Annotated in this window: 11 protein-coding genes and 1 tRNA gene; all 12 read right to left on the bottom strand. The window is 34.6% G+C overall.

Features of this window, described 5'->3' with window-relative positions; translation table 11 throughout:
* Positions 1 to 36: 36 nt before the first annotated feature.
* The 12 genes from JE46_RS21385 to JE46_RS24315 all read right to left on the bottom strand — a co-directional run bounded on the left by JE46_RS21385 (position 37) and on the right by JE46_RS24315 (position 16,941).
* Positions 37 to 1,788: a hypothetical protein gene (locus tag JE46_RS21385; protein WP_051872973.1), complete on the bottom strand. Its 1,752-nt coding sequence runs from the start codon at positions 1,786 to 1,788 to the stop codon at positions 37 to 39.
* Positions 1,778 to 4,324, bottom strand: coding sequence for a ribosomal protein L7/L12 (locus JE46_RS21390; protein ID WP_031457331.1), 2,547 nt, complete (start codon positions 4,322 to 4,324; stop codon positions 1,778 to 1,780). Before JE46_RS21390 ends, JE46_RS21385 begins: the two co-directional genes overlap by 11 nt.
* A 6-nt stretch (positions 4,325 to 4,330) precedes the next feature.
* A complete protein-coding gene (locus JE46_RS21395; RefSeq protein WP_031457332.1) occupies positions 4,331 to 5,029 on the bottom strand; it encodes a hypothetical protein in 699 nt (232 codons plus the stop codon).
* 1 nt (position 5,030) lies between these two features.
* Positions 5,031 to 6,161, bottom strand: a complete 1,131-nt coding sequence (locus tag JE46_RS21400; protein ID WP_031457333.1) for an AAA family ATPase — start codon at positions 6,159 to 6,161, stop codon at positions 5,031 to 5,033.
* Positions 6,162 to 6,194: 33 nt separating this feature from the next.
* Positions 6,195 to 6,821, bottom strand: coding sequence for a hypothetical protein (locus JE46_RS21405; protein ID WP_157505968.1), 627 nt, complete (start codon positions 6,819 to 6,821; stop codon positions 6,195 to 6,197).
* A 234-nt stretch (positions 6,822 to 7,055) separates the two neighbouring features.
* On the bottom strand, positions 7,056 to 7,601 hold the full coding sequence (locus JE46_RS21410; RefSeq protein WP_031457335.1) for a 3'-5' exonuclease: 546 nt from the start codon (positions 7,599 to 7,601) through the stop codon (positions 7,056 to 7,058).
* Positions 7,602 to 7,870: 269 nt separating this feature from the next.
* Positions 7,871 to 8,659 carry an ATP-grasp domain-containing protein gene (locus tag JE46_RS21415; protein WP_031457336.1) on the bottom strand — a complete coding sequence of 263 codons (789 nt, stop codon included), beginning with the start codon at positions 8,657 to 8,659 and terminating at the stop codon, positions 7,871 to 7,873.
* A gap of 222 nt (positions 8,660 to 8,881) precedes the next feature.
* Positions 8,882 to 9,451 carry an RNA ligase 1 family protein gene (locus JE46_RS21420; protein WP_031457337.1) on the bottom strand — a complete coding sequence of 190 codons (570 nt, stop codon included), beginning with the start codon at positions 9,449 to 9,451 and terminating at the stop codon, positions 8,882 to 8,884.
* 237 nt (positions 9,452 to 9,688) lie between these two features.
* Positions 9,689 to 9,761, bottom strand: a tRNA-Asp gene (locus tag JE46_RS24145).
* Positions 9,762 to 10,624: 863 nt separating this feature from the next.
* Positions 10,625 to 15,691, bottom strand: a complete 5,067-nt coding sequence (locus JE46_RS21430; RefSeq protein WP_031457339.1) for a DUF4132 domain-containing protein — start codon at positions 15,689 to 15,691, stop codon at positions 10,625 to 10,627.
* Between the two features lie 223 nt (positions 15,692 to 15,914).
* On the bottom strand, positions 15,915 to 16,349 hold the full coding sequence (locus JE46_RS21435; RefSeq protein ID WP_051872974.1) for a hypothetical protein: 435 nt from the start codon (positions 16,347 to 16,349) through the stop codon (positions 15,915 to 15,917).
* A gap of 442 nt (positions 16,350 to 16,791) precedes the next feature.
* Positions 16,792 to 16,941 (bottom strand): hypothetical protein, encoded by a 150-nt coding sequence (locus JE46_RS24315; RefSeq protein WP_167343458.1) that lies wholly within the window; start codon positions 16,939 to 16,941, stop codon positions 16,792 to 16,794.
* Positions 16,942 to 17,350 lie beyond the last annotated feature (409 nt).

The following is a 17,350-nucleotide window of genomic DNA, read 5'->3' on the forward strand; positions in this document are numbered from 1 at the left end:
ATAAGCCGGCTTCTTCATTTGATTATATAAGTCAATTTACTTTTTCATTTTAAGTTTATACTTCATCGCATCTTTTAGCAGTAACTTATTATTTTTATTAAAGTGTACTAATTCTGAAGCAACGTCCGGATTTGTACCAATTCGATCAGCAGCAATTTCATAAGCGATATTTCTGATCGATTCTTCAAGTTCTTCATGTTTGGTAAATTCATGTTTCAGTAAATGAAGAAATACCGCAGCATTTGCTTCTGATACTTCCTCCCTATAAATAGTCGTAATTGCAAGAGATAACTCTTCTGCAGACTTGCAGTTTGCAAAATAATTATTGAGGCATTTTCCGGCATCCTTATTCGTTTTCCAGCCTTGCAAAAGTAATTCCTGAGCTTCTGTTATGTCTCCAATTTTATTTTTATAAACTAAAGACGCTTTTACATATTGAAAATTAGTTTTATACTCTTCAATTACTATATTAAAATACGTATTGGCTTCTGATTTGTTTCTTAAAATCAAATACAAATCCCCTGTTTTTTCATTTTCGTTGAGTTCTTTATACAATACAATTGCTTCACTGTATGCATGCCCTTTCTCATAACATTCTGCGGCTTTGTTTTTGTTTTGAAGATACTTTAAATAAATCGCTCCGGCTTCACGATATAATTTTCCATCTTCTAAAACCGATGCGGCTTTATGATTGTTTTTTAAAAGCTTTAAATAAATATGAGAAGCTTTTTCATATTGTCCCCTGGCAATATAATCCTCTGCCAGTTTCTCATATCTGCTTTGCAGGGTATTAAACCTTTTTGAATCAACCAGAAATGAACCTCCGCCTGAAGAACGTGAAGAACCTGATTGTGATCCTGTCAACAACGAAATCATAAAAATCACAAAAATGATGATTCCAATAAAAACTAAAATGGACGGAAGCTCCGATTTGATTTCAGAACCTTTGCAACTTCTGGCTAAAACCACAAACAATAAGACAAAACCGTATCTAAAAAAACCTGTAGCATTATTTCCTCCGGCTGAAAGATTATCAAAAAATCTCGCAATCCATCCAAAATTAAAATGGCTGCCAATTCCGGTATTAAAAGAAAAACTGCCTCCATAACCTCCTCTTCCTGTTCCCAGGGTATCCAGCGGAATTGCCAATTTCATTGCCATTTCCGGATTTTTCTCCAAATAAGCCAGGAATTTATCCATTTCGCGGTTATTGCCATTCAACAGTTTCTTCATGTTAAAAGGCAATTTTTCAATCATTTCTTCTTCTGAAACCGGGTTTTCAATACCCTCCAAAATCTTTTCCTGATCAACCTCAATGCGCATTGAAGTTATAAAATGCGGTATTGAAACTGTCTTTGAAGGCGCAGTTACTTCAATTTCTTTTGATATTGGAAACTGAATCAAATCTGTCCATTTAACTTCATCTTTCAATTCAACCAAACCAATTTCCGGATGCAGCAAATGATATTCATCTGAAAACAATGTATGCCATTCTTGCTGCGTCAATTCTGGTGTTATTGATGTATATTCAGGAACAAACAATTTATTTTCAATCAATTGAAAAAAGTTATTTTTTTTAATCTCAACAATTTTACTTTGATTACATACTACCAAACAACCGAATAATTCATTGGCATGCACAGATGGAACCGGGAAAACTTTTACTGCATCGGGAGTTAACCCCATGTTTTGAATTTCATGAAGCCACACTTCCACAGAGGCACTTTTAATTAAAATGCCTCCTTTTGGAAATATATTTTTCGAATTTATCTTTAGCTTAAGCTCCATGATGTAAAATGTGTAAAATAAATGGTTTAAGATATTTTTCTATGAATACTTCCTCAGTTATACTTTCTTTAGTATGCCCCTGAATAAAGTAATCATTTCCGGCATATTTCCCTGCCGTTGCCATAATTGTACGCATGTTAATTACAAATGGAATATTAAACTCTTCAATTCTTGTATCACTACTTTCAAAAACCAAAATTCCATCTCTATTTGTAATTGTACTACCATCTTTAGACTCAAAATATTGTGTTTCTATATAACAAACTGCTCCTTCTTTTTCAATTTCTTTTTTCAATTTCTCTGCAGCGTTTCTTGTTACACGTGTCAAAATAATACTAAGTTGTTCATCGATAATATCTTTAGCTTGCTTTAAAGTTTTATCAGCATTCTCTTTTAGTATTTTTACAACAGCCAAAGGTGATATTCCTTTATTTTTTAAAATAAGATTGACTATTTCTTCTAATACTATTGCGTCATCAGGTCTAAAATAAGAACTGGCTTTTTGAAATTCAAGATTCGAAATATGATAATCATTAATTTTCAAAACATTTTTTTCTATTACAACACGGTTTAATCTTTTAATTACACTGTATTTAACTTTACTGTATTTATAATTTCTAATGAAGGAAGATATTTCCTCAAGATTGCTGTTAAAAGCCTCTCTTACTCTCTGGTTTCTCATTGTTGTTAAGCGAAAGTCATTAGCAATCTGGTAAAAATCAGGCAAATGATCAATCACTCCCCCGCCAAAATAAAAATCATTATTATATTCAAACACTTTAAGTGCTCTTTGATTGATGTTTCGGTTAAAATCTTTATAGCTTCTTAACTCTTTTGTGCTAAGATTTATGGTACTTGCGTAGTGTATCAAATCATAATAATGGTACCAAAGTATTTTCTCTCCCCTTACATTTGTTTTCAAAGCAAAATGACCATTTTTAAACGGAAGATTTGATGCTATTTTCACAAATCCTTTATCAAATCTATCATTAGAGAACATAAATAAACTACCATTGAGATACATATAAAACGCATTTTCATAAGAAAAAACATTTTGATAAGACTGTTCAACAGGGTAAAGCAGAGATATGCTTTCATCTGTTATTTTTTTTGCTTTCTCTTTTTGTTCCTTATAATTTCTTCTCCATAATTCATCCAAAGGCAGCACAATCTGCTGAAGCATTTTTCTTCCTTTATTATGATTTTTATAGACATTTATATTTTCCATGCCAATTGCGAAAACGTATTTAATGTCATTAAAATACGTATTAACAGCTCTCTGCATTGGAACTGATTTTAAACTTTCTTCTGAAGAAAAAAGGAAAACTTCCTGATTTTTACTATTGATTTTATTTCTTTCAAAAAACAAATCCAATCCCGCTGCGCAATCCAGTTTTCCGCTAAGTTCACTCAACGCCATAATAACTTCATCAACGTTTGTAATCGGAATTTCTTTAAAACCTTTGTCAACCACAAAAACCTGACATTCAATATCTGTTTTAGGATGTCTCGCAATGGCAATAGCTGATGCAAAAGCCAAAACTTTTGGATTTCCCCAGTTTTTTAATGTATTATCGATTAATAAAATACGTTTAAATTTATCTGCTTCTGGCGGAACTTCCCGCTGAATATAGAGTGCTTCGTTATTCGCAATTCTCGACATGAAAACATCATCATCATAAGCAAATTCAGAAATCACTAGTTTATCAAAATCGCCTTTATTGGTTAAATCCGAAATTCCTCCCAATGGCTGTTCACTAGGATGGCTGTGGTGAAGCGGAATATTTAATCCTGACCAAAGCCGCTTAATCAGACTTGCAGTATGAAATGTCTTATCTTCCTGTATAAGCTGATCAACAAAATCGGTTGTATTCCCGGATAAATTATTCTCTTCTAAAACTTCCTCACTCAATTTTTCATTTAAATCCTGATGCGGAATGTTTTCCATCGCATGTAAAACAGACTGCACTGTAGGAAACCTAACTTTCAGTAAAGCAAGTGTCCTTAAATCTTTTCTGAAATTTGCTTCATTAAATTCTTCTTTTACAGCCGCACGAACTAAATGATGTCTATGATTTTTATATTCTTCAATGATTTTTTTTGCTTTCTCAGATGAAACCCTGTTGTGACATTCATGAAAAATAGTCTGGAATAATTTCTTTCTGTTTTCACCCGTTTTATACGCAACAGGCAAACAAGAAAGTATTTTTAAAAAATCAATACTGGCACCAATTCGAAATGACTGAGACTGCGGGAAAGCCGTTACTATATTCTTGCTTTTTACCAAATTATGAACCATTTCGATTGCCTGTTCATTTTCCGGATTTGTAGCCAATATTGCCAATAGTAAACTTCCGAATGGCGGAATACTGTCATCTGAAAGAAATTCTAAGATTTCAAAAACAAATTTTTCGTACCCAATCGTCTGTCCATTCGGAATTGTGATCGACTCAAATACACTCTCTTCAGAAAATATCTGATTGTCCCATTCCCAGAAATAGTCTTTATATGATTGAAAATACTTTTGAAATTCCATTTTATTTTATGAAAAAGTTAAGCGAAATGAGCTGATTGAAAGTGGTTTTATGGTTTCTTTTGGAATTACTGAATAGCTGTTATCTTCGTTCCAGAGTATTAGGTTTTCTTTTGATGGATTTAATTTTTCCTGAAATGTTCCGGTTAAAGAAAACCATTCAAAATCATATCCTGTTGGCAGTAAAAAATCATGATTCATCCAAAATGTACTCCCTTTTACAGGCAATAACGGAAACCCAAACAGGAGTATTCTTTTATCAATTACTACCCATTTTAAAGGTTCGAGTCTGTACTTTGGTGCCGATTCGATGTATAACTTCAATTCCTCAAAGCTGACCAGCATAGCGAAAGCTGGTTTTACATTTTCAGACGACTTTAAATTCATTTTCAGTCTTTGGTCAATGCCAAAATAATTATGATTGAATTTAGGCAATGAAACCGGTAAAGCACGCAAAATTGGACTCCACAATAATCCTGAAGGCAGTTTTTTAGACGGCAAAAGTTTGCCTTTTTCAAACAATAAATTCTCTTTTGCTTCATATACAATTTTGTACGGAATCTGGTGAATTTCTGCCGAATTTATCTGCTCTGATGAAAAATCTCTGATCCAGACAGTATCAGTTTCAAAAGCAACTTTTAGATTATCCCAATGCCGAATTCTGCCCAAAAAATCTTTGTGCTCTATTTTTATTTCTAAAAAATACATATTAAATAGTTTGAAGTATTTTTTGCCACAAAGATTCTATATGATCCTGAATATATTTTTTCTGTTCTGTATCTTTAATCCAGTCGCAACGGGTTTGAATGTATCTCAATTTATCTTTGATTACATTTTGTTCCTCAAACGAAAGGTTCTCATCCTGCCATTTTTCGATTAGAAAATTCACTTCTTTCATCACACTTTCTGCGTCAGGCGTTTTGTTGTATAATGCCTGCGGGTGTGCCTCTGCCGAAGCATCCATTTCGATAATCTGATTGATGATTCCTTCCAGTATTTCGATCTGCTCTTCGTTGTCCCAAATGTATTTTAAAACCCATAAATCAGATAAAACCGCCTGATTTCTTCCGCACATCAAAGCACTTGCCGCAATCAGGTTTTGTAGTTTTACGGCACGTCTGTCTGATACTTTTATTCCGGTATTTCTAAGACTGTGAATGATATCTACATATTGTTTACGAACAGGCGTTAAATCGATTTTTCGGCAAAGCTGCTGCAATTCCCTGATTTCATCTGCCGTGATAGTTGGAACTTCTTTGGTCAATGCACTTTCTAATTTCCATCCGGCCAATAAGACCTCGTGCAATAAATCCGGTTCTACATAATCACATTTTATACGAATCAGGAAACGGTCAAGCAAAGCATTTAGCGCTTCATCTTCAGGCAAAACGTTACTGGCACCAACAAACATAAGTGCCGGTAGTTTTTTTGTTTCTTTACCACGACGAAATATCTTTTCGTTAAGCGCCATCAGTAAACTGTTCAAAATAGCTGAGTTTGCGTTGAAGATTTCATCCAAAAACACCATCGAAGCTTCGGGCATCATTCCTTCGGTATTGGTAATCAACTCCCCTTCTTTTAATTTACGAATATCAAACGGGCCAAAAATTTCATTAGGTTCTGTAAATCGGGTTAAAAGATATTCAAAGTTTTTTCCGCCTTCAATTCCGTTTGACAAAGCTCTGATAATCGCACTTTTTGCCGTTCCGGGAGGCCCTAACAAAAATGCATTTTCCCTGGCCAGCAAACCAATTCCTAACAGGTCTATAATTTCATTTTTTCCAACAAAAGTTTCTTTAATGTGCTTTAAAACACTATTTAATTTATCGGTAGCTTTCATTTATTAACTTCTAATTTTTATTCGTTTGATAATTTATAGTTGGGCCCAGAATATCTTTTTATAATCTCCAAATCCTGTTTCTAATTGCTTTTTTATAAAATCAGATTCGGTAAATTTTATTGCTTTTCTTAAGACAATCCGGTCGATGTACAGCTGCTGCAGACAATCGTTTGAAGCAACGGTATCAAAATCTATTTTTTCAATTTCAATTTCAAACCCAATTGCTGAATAATGAAATTGATATAAATGTCTTTCGAGAATTGGAATCACAGGATCATCTGCATCAATTCGTTTCATTTCTTCTAAAATCTGAGGTAAAAAACGCAGACAAAGATCTGCAGAAAGCGCAGCAGACGCATTTTCTTTTCCTGAAAAATCAGGTAAAAGTACATTCAAATCACTAATTGTATGCTCTCGATATAATAAAAGCTGTGCTGCAAAATATACTATTTTTGCTGCCCATAATCCCACATCAGCATTAAACCTGGGTGCAACGCCAGGATATTCTAAAATCTCTCTTTCATATTCAGTTTCCAAAAATGAAACCGTATCATTCTCTTCTGTTTTAGAAATACTGGTCAGTTTATCAGTCAAAATAATCTGTTCGATTGTTCTGAGGTGATAAATGGTATCCAAAAAAGGAGTTTCTGTCTTATTCATATTGCTAAATTGCATGGTTTTTAATCAATTATGAAGGTTAAAAAATCCCACAAAACTGTATATTCACAAATATATCATTAAATCCGAACTTTGTTAAAACTATTATTTATTCTCAAAAATCATCCGGATTTGATTTCTCCTTTCACAAAAGAGAAACTGCAAATAAAAAATATCTGCAGTTCCCTTCTGCAGCTATCATTTAGTAAACAACAGCTGTCAATAACAAATTAAACTCTAATTTTTAAGACACCAGTTCAAAATTTTAGCAATGTTTTTAGCATCGTCAATACCTCTGTGATGTGTTCCTTCCAAAGGAATATTAAGCAAATGCAGCGCGCCGTTCATTCCGGTTGGCTTTACCAGCCCAAATTTTTCGGCAAAATGTTCTTTAACATTAATGTGCTCCTCTCCCATTGGATACTGGACGCCAAACGATTTACACTGTTTTTTAAGCATATTGAGATCGTACTGACCGTAACTTGCCCAGGTATACAAATCGGGATTGTATTCATCAATCAGCTGGTTAACTGCATCTTCAAAACTCACTCCGTTTTTATCCAGCAAATCCTGGGTAATTGTGGTCAGTTCAGTACAAAACAAGCTTACGCTGGAACGCTCTGGTTTTATCAATATTCCTTTATTTTTAGAAATTGCACCGTTTTCTGTATCCAAAACGGCCAAACCAATTTCAATAATTTCATTTTGCTGGCCCTGCGGGACTGCTCCCTGCCAACAGGTAGCTTCTAAATCGATAATAATAATTTTATCTGTAGTTTTCATTTTATTTAAATTTTAATCATTAATTACTAAAACCACCAGCCTTTAAACTGGCGGTTTTCCTCATTCAACGAAAATCTCTTTAAATTTATCAATACAAGTTTTCATGTTGTAAAATCGTGGTCCCCAAATCAGGATTTACACAAACTCCTCTTTTCAATTCAAAATATTTTCGTCTTTCTTCATCAAAAATTGTTTTTCTTTTTATTTTCTTAGCAAATATTTCAAAACAACTGCGCAATTATTTTTCGCAGTTCATTTTATTTTAAAATTTATTTGTTAATCCATTCCATAACAGTCGATAAGTAAACTTGTCTTACGTCTTCAAATCTGGTGATATTCGGAATATGATTTACTTCCAGTAAGTATTTAGAACCGTCTTTTGCTAAGATGTAATCATTTCCAATCATATCCATTTTCAAAGCTTCTTTTATATGAAGGGTATCGGCAAGCAAATCATCATCGACAGGCATAAAACCTGCGTTTTCAGGATGAATAGACTTTAACCAATCGTCTCCTTCTAATTTGATCTGCCAATACGTATCGCCAATCATCATAATCCGAACAGCTTCTCCTTCATAATACGGTTCAATAGTGGCGGTAAATTCACTTTCCCATTCACCGGTAAAACGATGCTTATTTTCGCCACAATGCCAGTTTCCCCATTTTGCAACTGTATCGTTTGTTGCATTTACAGAAGCCCCTGCACTTACAAAACCTCTTGGAGCACTAAATCTCGAAAGAGACAAAGCTTTTACCAGACACGGAATCTTAAATCGGCAGTCCACCATTGCTGCTGCATTCGGATAACAATCTCCATTCCAAATGGCAAGACCCGTAATAAATTCGAAATCATTATCATAAATTCCGTAATAGACTACTTTATCTACAGGCAACATCCCAATTCCGTTCGATTTTTCCATATACAAAACGCCCTCTTTCACCACAATTTTTGGTATGGACTGGTGCCAGATAATATGTCCTGAATATTGGGCTTTTATACTATCATATTCTTCCTGTTCGATACCTACAAGGCCAATTCGGTTGTATTTTTGTTTCATCGTTTTTAATTTTAAATGTTACTTGTTTTTAATCTGTTGCGCGTAATCATTTTAACACATAGGAACATAGATTTTCTGTTCTCAAAAAAGGCGTTTCACTTGTATAAAAAAACATAGCTATGTGTAAAAACTAGTTTTTTTTAAACTCTTTTTCAATTTAAATCTATGTTTCTATGTGTTGGATACTCTTTATGAATTACGCCCAACGGTTTGTGTTTAGTATTAAACAGCTTCCAGTTTTAGGCGTTTAATTCCAAAATCTGTTTTTCTTAATTTGCACATCCTTTCGTCTGAAATGTGGTGGAAAACAATTCCTTCAATATCATTTTCCGACAAGAAATTTTCTAAATCATCAAAATTGAGACTTACAAAATCTACTATTTCTGCACCGTGTTTTACCAAAGTATGTTTCTCAAATTTTTCAGGATTTCCCTGTACTTTCGGTCCGCATAATTCGTAGGTTCCATCAATTTTGTTTTCTAATTGATCGAAAGCTTCGAAGAAATGTTTATCCTCAGATTTTGATCTGTCGCATTTTAACCAGTGCGGGTGATGTCCTGAAACTGGATCTGCTTCCTGACACGGAATTGCTCCTTCCGGAATTGTTCGTCCTTTTTTGGCATCAAATCTTTTGAACAATTCTCCGCCTATAATGGCTGCTGACGTACCGTCGAATTTTCTGGTTGCAATGGCTTTTCCATCAAAAACCCAATTGTTTTCGATATTGATTTTATTAATTACCCTTCCTAAATCAGCAGGGTTTTTAGCAAATAATGTGCTTATCTTTTTCATTGTTTCTTTTTTAATTAAACGTTTCTTTTTGTACAGGAAGAGTCCCGATAGCTATCGGGAGAACCTGCGACCTCCCGCGTCCAAGGCGGGTAAACAACCACCGTTATCTTCCCAGTTAGTTTTAAGGTTCTAAGGTTCTGAGATGCTAAGGGGCTAAGTTTTTAACCTCTGCTCCTTTGTACCTCAGCACCTTCCTCAATACCTTAGTCCCTCAGAACCTCAGCACCTTTAAATAAGCGGCTCATACGGGAGTCGAACCCGTTTCTCCCGAGAGACAGTCGGGAAGGTTAGCCAGTAACCCCAATGAGCCAGTTCCTTCTAGAGAACAAGTGGTTTTGGAAGGGCTCGAACCTTCAATCTCCAGCAAACTCGCTGACTATCTACCAATTGCTATACAAAACCATTATTTTTTGGGCATAAAAAAAGCACCCGGTTAAAGGTGCTTACAAGATTTATAAGATATACGTATCCTATTGTCCATGTCCATGCACCTGTATTGTGTTACATCCAAGATCGTGTCCCGGGTGTAGTTGTTCTAAGCTGTATATTTTTAAATCAAAAATCATTTTATGTGTTGTATTATATTTTGAAATCATTTTTATCTGAAAATCTTTGTTCTGATTTTCTTCGGCAAAGATAAAGTCGAAAAAATCAATTATCCAAATTATTTTTTGAATTATTTTATTGATTATCAATTACTTAAATGCATTTAAAATTCATAAAAATCCCTGTCCGCATACTTGTGCAGATCCCTTTTTGTATCAAATGACTGTCTCTCATCAGATTACTTTTCAAGATTATATTTCGCTATTTTGATTAATCATTAAACATTTTTTGTACAATTTTTTTAAATTATTTTTGATTAAAGTCTTTTTACTCATTTTTTGATTTGCTTTTCTTAGTCTTAAACAAAAAAAGCGCCCTTCATTGAGGACGCTTTTATACTTTATGTTGAGTTTTAACTCTAAATTTTACATTTCAATTTCATAAAAATACATATTACATCCTGATTCTTTAGCCGGAAGATATCCTGCTAAATGGTCAAAATTTTGTGCTACTGAAAGTTTCATGTGTATTTCTTTTATTTTAATTCGACGCAAATGTAGTCCTTTATATCTTAAATTAACAAATTTTTATGAAATTTTTAATTTCGGATTTTCAAATGAATAATAATTAGGCATACGTTTTATCAATCTGACTTAAAATAGTCGGGTCCTGAATTTCATTATCTTTCGCAAATAATAAAACTTTAGACATTACCTCAGCCGATTTCGGATCATCATCAGCAAATGGAAGGAATAAACGTCCTCTGTGCTGCGAATGAATTGGCAGGACCGATAAATATTTACCCGGAAGCTGATGCACAACGGCACTGCCTAAATGCACGCTGTAGTCTGCCAGTTGGCCTTTTATAATTGCATGATTTTCTTTGATCTCAACATTTTTCACTTTAAACAGTCGAAGTGTTTCTCTCAATAAAACGCCTCTCATTTCGATAGAAGAATGACTTGCTTCAGGATCAACTCCTCCAACATGAGCGACACTTACAACCAAATCGATATCTCGCATTACTTCTGAAAAAATCCTCGGATTAATATCTTCAAAAGCAATGTTTTTATACTCTTTTAAAGAATGGAATTCGATTGTTTCTAAAGTTGGACTTTCTACATCTGCAGGCGAAAACCAATCTGCCATGGCATACATTTTTACCTGATAACCTTCTTTATGGAAAACTTTCTGTAATCCTTCTTCATAATCTACTTTCCAGCCTCTTGTTTTCAATAAAGCTAAAGTTTGATTCGGCTGAACCTGATGTCCTGCGTAACGTCTTGAAATTGATTTCTCTTTCAATTCGTCTGGCGTTGGAACATACAATTCCCTGAAAACCTGCTTAAATGGCTGTTGTAATTTAGTATCAAAACAATATTTCTGATAATCTGTCCATACATTATTTTTATGCAAATCAAAACAATGCGCAATTCTAAAAGTCTGCTTTTCATTCAAAGCAATCATTTCGCCTAAACCAGTTACCAAACTTCCATCGACATAAAAACCAATCTGATCGTCGTTTGAAATAAAAACTAATTTCTCCAGATGTTTCGAAATAATTGGATGTTCAAAAAGGTTTTGCATTTCTGCGAATAAAAACTCGTCACCGCGAATCATACTTTCTTCCAAACCTTTTCTGGAACGTGTCCATTGCTCGCGCATGGTTTTTCTGTGATTTGTCAATTCCAGAATGCCTTTGTCTTTTTTGTATTTCGGCGGAATCGATTTCAATTCCTTCCCTGCTTTATACGTAACTAAATCTGCTTTTCCTTCTTTGTTAATGACCAAACTAATTGTGACATCGTCTAAAACCACTTCGGTTTCTTTTGATAAGATATTCTGAACTTGCTTCGTTTCCATTGCCCAAGTCAAACGAACCGGATCCGGGTAACCGGCATTTCTGGCTAAATTTTCTAAAGCTACACGAATCGCCAAAGCTTCACTCGCCTGCTTCATCGAACCAAATTCTTTGCTTTCTTTTTTGAATTGCTGTAAATATTCGTAACGTGCCAAAATATCTTTTTCCGGACTTGTCTTACTCAAAGGAACTAATCCGTACACCCTTAAATAATCCTGATCGCGTTTGTCTTTTACTTTGGCGGTAACTTCCCTGATTTTTAAATCTCCCGTAATCGTGTCAGCATACAATCTTGCACGTCTGTGGCCGTTTCCGTCTGTTACATATTTGGCAGATTCGTATAAAAGCTCCCATTTTGCTTTTCCTAATTTTTTGTAAGCCGATGTAAACCAGTCTTTATCTACAGCACCATCTTTAAAATCCTGCAAATCTAAAGTCGAAAATCTTGCCGCTTCACTTTCTAATTCTGAATTGGTCGCACTGTAAGACGCTGTTTTGGTGTGCGCATGAAACCACCAGATTCCTTCATCCAGACCCTTCCAGTCTAAATAACTGCTGATAAACTTTTGCCATTGCGGCGCATAAATCGCAGTCTGAATCAGTCTTTCTTCTGAGATTTTGGCTTTTTTAATTAATGCATCAAAACTTTCCTGTGTATCTGTTTCCAACGGATAACATCTTTTCAATAAGAAACTGAATAATTTCTGTTTCGTTAAATCGGTATAACCCCAAGAATAGATATAACCTTTGTACAAACTTGCTTTTCCGAGTGCTGTAATTAGTTCGACCAAACGGTTGGCGCCAAAAATCTTCTGGAAACTCTGCACCAAATGTGTTACCGAAGTATTAGAATCGCCTCTTTTTACCTCAACATCCAAAAATGTTTCCCTGATTTTATTGATCATCGGGACCAGAAACGGAAATCTGTTCGCTAAATCTTCACTTCCAAAATGTCTGTAATGTTTGCCTTCACCTGTTAAAACAGAAATTCTTTCGCTTTCTAAAATTCCTTCGTACAATTCGCCTTCTGTTATTAATTTTTGCTCAAACGCAACACAATACAAATGAATTGGCGGCTTAGCAAAAGGCCTGTTTTTTTCTAAACCGTTTAATTGTCTCCACCTGTGCAGATTCCAGACTTTAGTATTTTGTTCTTCTGTTAAATCAAGTAAATCGATTTTGTTCAGGTAGATATCAAAAAAGCCCTGACTCTGCCAGCCGTTTCCATTGTTGTTATTGTAATAATATTCGTCTTTAGCAGGTTTGTATTCAAACTCGATTACCGATGTCGGAAGATCAGCATACAAATTGCTGCAGGCGTCGATTAGGAAATCGGCTTTTTCTTCAAAGGAATATTTTAATTGTAAAGCATTTAAAATCTGCAAAATAGCATTATCCCAATCGTAACCTCTTTTGTTTTGGTGCGGCAATAATTCTTTATAATAAAAAACATGTTTTTCCAGAAAATCCCTCCAGATTTTTCGGTCGCAATTGCTTACCAGCGTCATTAAAAACAAATCTCTTTCGGCTAAACCTGAATTTTCAAACCAGTCCGCCCAAACCTCATACAACGGATAATTGGTTGCTGCTAATTCTGAGTCTTTTTCGTCCTTTAGATTTTTTAATGTTCTAAACGTATTGCCAAGTAAAACAGTCGATTTGCTGTTGTCATAGTTTTCAATTTCGTATTCGTAATTTTTATTCGCTTCATATAATTTATAAAGCTTCGCAATCTCAGTTTTAATATGCGACATCGATTTGGAGAAACCGTATTGTTCTGTTTTTACTGATTTAGCATACAAAGAATCTGCTTTTGGTCTTGGCAGTTCGTAAGGAGAAAATTCATTTGGCGTAAAAAACCCATAACCGTTTTCTGCACTTAAAAGATCTTTCTTTTTAGAAGGTTCTAACTGCTCAATAAATTTGGTTTCTTTCTCGGTAATTTTCGGTCTTTGCTGATATTCTTTTACCCAGTCGTTTACTTTGTCTGTCAGTTTGTTATTTTTCTGAAGCTGGAGCATCAAATCCAAAACCGACATACGCTGTTCTAAATCGCCTTTTTCTAAAGTCTGATGAACAAAATTGATCACTTTTTGATCGTCCTGCTTTATCAGAATTGCCGTTAAATTCTTCTTTAAATTCGAATTTTTACGTTTAAATAATTCCTGAAAACCGGCTAATTCCTCTTCCGTTAAACTCAGATTATTCAAAACATTAACCGCCGAAGCCACAAGAGATTCCCCTCTGTCCTTTAGAATTCGCAGCGCAAAACTCCTCTGAAAATCGGTTGGTTCTTTTTTATCGCTATTGTTTTGATGGCTGTTGAAAGAATAGCTGTAAAAACTGCCTAATAAATTTCGGGTCAGTTTCTCTCTTAAATTAATGGAGAATCCTTCAAAATGTTGCAGAACGGCTTCTAATCTTTCGTTGTTATCACCCACCAAATTAATCGCTGCGGCATAAAGCGTATCTCTTTCGAACTTGATATTCAGCCACGAAAAAACTTTCCCTTCAAACGTTTTTTCTTTTTCGGTAATAGTTTGCGCGAGATGATACACTTTATCAAAGAAGTTCGGATAATCTGTATTTTCGATATAAAACTTCGATTTTGTGTTCGCTTCCAGCAAAGCATTCATTCTTGGAACTGCAAATGCCAAAACCTGTAGGTTATCATCTTCTAATGCTTTAAAATACAGCGGCATTTCGATATACGGATCATTAGTTTCTCCGGCAAATTTCAGTGCCAGCGATTTCTTTTCAACCGTACCGTTTTGTAGTAGTTCATTCAGATACGGAACTGTTTTCTCTACATCAAAAACGCCCTGAACCCAAAGTGCCATATACACTTCGTTATTATTTTTGCTTTTAACACCATTCGGAATCGTTTCCGGATTGGTAAAATATCCATGAGCTAAATCGATAATATTTCGAACCGTAGTTTCTTTTTCAGATTCCCATCCCAAACCTGTCCACGTATCAATTGCTCTCACAACCGATGAAAAACGGGTCAGCTTATTATCTATCAGCACTTTAATCATGTATTGCAAAGCTCCGATACTCGTTTCGTCTAAGGCTTCTAAAACCGTCTGACGCAAGCCTTCCTGACGCTGTGCAGCAAGCAATAATTTTTCTACCAGTTCCCAGTTTTCCTGCTTTTCGCTGTTTAAAAGGGCTTTGATGATATTTCTGGACACTTTTCCGTGTGGCTCTTTATTGAAGATTATGTCTTCGAATAATTGAAAAAGACCTTCTTTACCTGCATCCAACGCTGCCGACCAAACCATGAACTTATTAACCGAATTTGAAATTTCGGTATCATAACGAATTTCATCTTCGATACTCAAATCATAATAAAAAGTAGTGCTGTCCTGATAATTGTATTTACTCGGTCCGTTTAATAAAGAGCGCAGAAAATTGACCTGATTAACCAACAAATAATTTTTATGGTTTGGCGCCCTAAAAGAACGTCTTGTATAGCCATCCTGATACATCTTTTGAGGCAGTCTGTTCCAGGCTTCTTTTACATAAGCCGCGTTTTCTTCTCCGAAAAAATAAAGCAGCAAATCGTAGTAATTTTTGTCTTCCCACAAATTCTCTTGTATCAAAGCAGTAAACTTTTCGGCTTCTTTTGATCCTAAAGAAATATAATTACTGTAATAATTGTCCTTGAGTTTCAGCAGTTCGAGACCGAACTCCGCCACTTCTTTTTTCAGTTTTGTTTTTGAAAGCAATTTCGAAAGCAGACTGCTGTTTACGATCTCTTCCAGTTCTTTTTTAAATCTCTTAATTGGATTTTCAATTACTTTACTTTTTAAAAGATCTTCTATTGTCATGATTTTTTGAAGTTAAAAGTTATGTGTTTAGGCTGTGGGCTTTGAGCTTTGAGCTTTGAGCTTTGAGCTTTGAGCTTTGAGCTTTGAGCTGTGGGCTTTGAGCTGTGGGCTTTGAGCTGTGGGCTTTGAGTTATCGTTGTTACGTATTTTATTGAACTAAATGTCACATACTATAATAACTGACTTAATTCATTTTTGAAATTGTCATTGCCATTGATATTGACTACCAGTAGCTTCCCGCCAAAAAGGTCAGCCTGATAAACGTAATCGCTTTATTTTGAGATAAATCAATTTGTTCCGTTAGGGTTTCCAGTTGATCGTCACCATAGAAAACAGCATACAAACCGTCTTCAAAAGCCTGAATCGCTGTTTCCTGCGCTTTTGGCAGATTGACTTTGTTGTGGTTGTAAATTGCCCCGAAACCTGCTTTTCCCGTATCGGTTAAGATGGGAAGGTAATTTTCTTTTGGAAGATGGATTTTGTCTTCGTCTTCAAACTCAAATGAAGACGCATGGAATAATTGTACCTGATGATCTACAATCGATTCTATGAGCTGTTGTGTGGTAATTACAGGATTTTCTATCGCCAGCGCTATACTTTTTTCCTGCAGGAGCGGATGTTTTTTTCCTAATTGTTTAACTGAGATGCTTATATTCATTAATACCGGCTTTTATTTTGAAATGGTAAAGTAAGAATTTTAGAGTAATTTTTCCTTAAAATAATGTCTTTTTAATGTTAAAAAAATATTAGAAGTAAACTCTTCTGCATAATTATTTTCAACACATAGAAACATAGTCTTTCCTTACGTTTAAGGGCGTTTCACTATTTTAAATTCACATAGTTTAGCTATTTTCAAAGTTTGTTTTCATAGAGTTTGTCATTTCGACGTAAGGAGAAATCTTCGCAATTAGCTCTACAAAGATTGGCAATATGCGCTGCGGAGTTACTCGCGAAGATTTCTCGTTCCTCGAAATGACAAGATTCTGTAGAATATGTCTATATTATGTACAGAAATTTATTTCTTATAAAATTAAAAACCTATTCCAAAAAAATACCCCGCCAATTGGTATTTGCGGGGTTTGGGTTTTTATTGGGATGATTTAGATTCTTTTCTTCTTTACTTTAGAAGTACTATTTTCACTAAGCCATTTTACCTGTGCTCTTGCTTGTTCTAAAGTAACAGATTTCTGCTTTTCAAGCATTTTCATGCCTATCTCGGCTCTTTCTTTAAAAGTTAATTTGCAGTTCATGTTTTGTGAAATTTATAATACAAATATAAAGATTTAGATTATTACTTCTGCCAAATGGTTTATTACCCTCAAATGACTTCGAAAAGCATTACTTTTAGATTTTAGAAATAAACAAAAAATCACGATTATCGACTCTATATTTTTGATTTTGTTTTCATGCACTATCCATGCTTTATCTATGCTTTATCCATGCTTTATCCATGCTTTATCTATGGCTAAGCTATATAGATTGTCCCGTCCTGTCCCGTCCTAAAATAACTATACAGATTATTAAATAAATCCTATTATAGTTATACAAATATAATTCTTAATCCTAAACTTACTATACAACTGTTTTTTCATAGTTAAATTTTTTATTATAATTCTTCCATCTCTTCTTTAAGTTCTCTGATTGTAGATGAGCTTGATT

The sequence above is a fragment of the Flavobacterium chungangense LMG 26729 genome, assembly GCF_000735715.2.
Classification (GTDB): Bacteria; Bacteroidota; Bacteroidia; order Flavobacteriales; family Flavobacteriaceae; genus Flavobacterium; species Flavobacterium chungangense.